This is a genomic window from Methanoregula sp. (genome assembly GCF_002835825.1).
Taxonomy (GTDB): domain Archaea; phylum Halobacteriota; class Methanomicrobia; order Methanomicrobiales; family Methanospirillaceae; genus Methanoregula.
The window spans coordinates 1-1,831 of record NZ_PIZH01000410.1 but is presented as its reverse complement, the minus strand read 5'-3'; the positions used below and the strand labels follow the sequence as shown (position 1 = coordinate 1,831).

Below are 1,831 nucleotides of genomic sequence, written 5' to 3'. Positions count from 1 at the left end.
GTACTCACTATGCCGCAGTATCCGCCGGAACAGATAGAAGGAATGCGCCGGTGCTTTGTCATCTATGCCAAACTCCCCAAGGATCGCTGGCCTGAAATCGCTGAAGCTGAGAAACTCACCCCGGAAGGGAACCGGAAATGGGATGAGCTCCGGGAAGAGTGCAGGGAATATCTGGACTTTTAAACCTTCCTAACAGGACCGGTCATCTTAATAATTTTGCACCTTCCCGGCCCAATGGAGTTTTTTATCAGCGTATCTCGTGATTTCCGGATGGGTACGGCTGATACAAAATTCGTAAACGCCTGCATCTCTGCGGTTTACCTGGTCCTGATACCGGCGGTCAACGTGGCAGAAGGTGGTAATGCCGGCAAGAACGAAAAGAAAAACAGGGATTATTCTTTTTTGCCAGGCCGGTATTCCCGTATCCAGTACTCCACCTGGGGGAGCTGCCACCGGTAATCGATGTCGCAGCCACCCCATTGGTTCAGGGGATAAATCTTCTGTCCCATCCATTTCTGTGGCAGGAGCCCATCCTCCATGTGATCGAGACACCGTGGTCGTACAATCGAGACCCCCATATCGGCAAACCAGACATCTCCCTGGGAATCCCGATCGCAGTTCATGGTGTTGGGATCCCCGAACACCTCAAAAGGCACAAACGGGTGGAGCAGGCCGTCCTGCCCGATCTTCCGTGCGCGCAGCGGGCTCCACATATTATAACGGGATACGGTTACGGCTGAGTCGATGTCCCTGTTCTTCTGAAGCACATGGACTCCTTCATCTATAGTCTCCCCCAGAATTGTCGGGGAATTGCACATGAGAAGGACCATGAGTTCTACGGATTCACCTTCTCCCTCGAGTTCTTTCCTAATCTCCCGGTACCCGTGAACGAACGCATTCTCTCCAAGAGCGGCACTGTTGCAGAGCTCTGCAAGTCGGTTGATGATCCTGACACCGTATTTCCTGCCAATCTCCTTGATCTTGTCGGAATCCGTTGAAACATAGATGCGTTCAATCGTCTTTGCATCCCTGGCGGCGATCAGGGGGTATTCCATGAGGGCTTTGCCAAGGACAGGGTGGATATTCTTTCCCGGGAAACCCTGGCTGCCCTCTCTTCCGATTAAGAGTGCGACTATCATGTGAATCAGGTATCAGTTCTTCTGGATTTTTCGTATCTCGTTCTCGCGCAGCGGGCAGCGATCACAGGCCGGAATGGTATGGGCATTCCCTGTCCGGTGAAGATTGCGGCACTCCTGCTCCCGCAGGCTGTTCCAGGCGTCATGGATGCTGATGTCGGAGATATTGCCGAATTTCATCCATTCATAGATATCATGAACACAGGGAAGGATTGTCCCATCCCAGGTGATCGCGAGCCGCTGCCAGAGCATATGGCATGCCCAGTCGGATCGTATGCCCCGGTGGTCCGGATTTCCCTCCTCGTCTTTCATGTCCAGGTATGCGACCTCGTCAACTCTCCCTGACCAGAAATCTGCGTATTCCTTCTCTTTACCAACCAGTTCCGGGATGAGCACGGTCTGGATCCGTACCAGGGGCGTTACCGCTCCGAGTTCTTCCTTGATCTCCTTCAGGAGCCCGACATTTCTGACCACAAGATCGAAATCCGAACCAACCCGGTATTTTTCGTACACGCTTTTCTCATATCCTTCAAAGGAGATCGAAATCCGGTCAAGCCCGGCGTCGATGAGGCTGCGGATCATCGCTTCGTCCAGCCTCACGGCATTGGTATTGAAATAGACATCCATAACGCCAGCGTTTTTGGCATAGGCAACCATTCTGGGGAGATCCTTATGGAGCAAGGGCTCTCCCCGGT

3 protein-coding genes are annotated in these 1,831 nt (G+C 52.9%); 1 reads left to right on the top strand and 2 read right to left on the bottom strand.

The window, feature by feature from the left end; translation table 11 throughout:
• A partial coding sequence (locus CW742_RS11670; protein ID WP_292420579.1) for a hypothetical protein occupies window positions 1-183 on the top strand: 183 nt, incomplete at its 5' end.
• A gap of 209 nt (window positions 184-392) precedes the next feature.
• On the opposite strand, the gene CW742_RS11665 is transcribed toward CW742_RS11670, so the two are convergent.
• The gene (locus CW742_RS11665) at window positions 393-1,139 is read right to left on the bottom strand and encodes a cytidylyltransferase domain-containing protein (protein WP_292420578.1); all 747 of its coding nucleotides are present in this window, start codon (window positions 1,137-1,139) and stop codon (window positions 393-395) included.
• A 12-nt stretch (window positions 1,140-1,151) separates the two neighbouring features.
• The coding region (locus CW742_RS11660) for a radical SAM/SPASM domain-containing protein (protein ID WP_292420576.1) at window positions 1,152-1,831 on the bottom strand (680 nt) is incomplete at its 5' end.

Excerpts from the sequence above, each read along its gene's own strand:
- CW742_RS11665 (WP_292420578.1), bottom strand. The coding sequence starts at position 1,139 with ATGATAGTCGCACTCTTAATCGGAAGAGAGGGCAGCCAGGGTTTCCCG.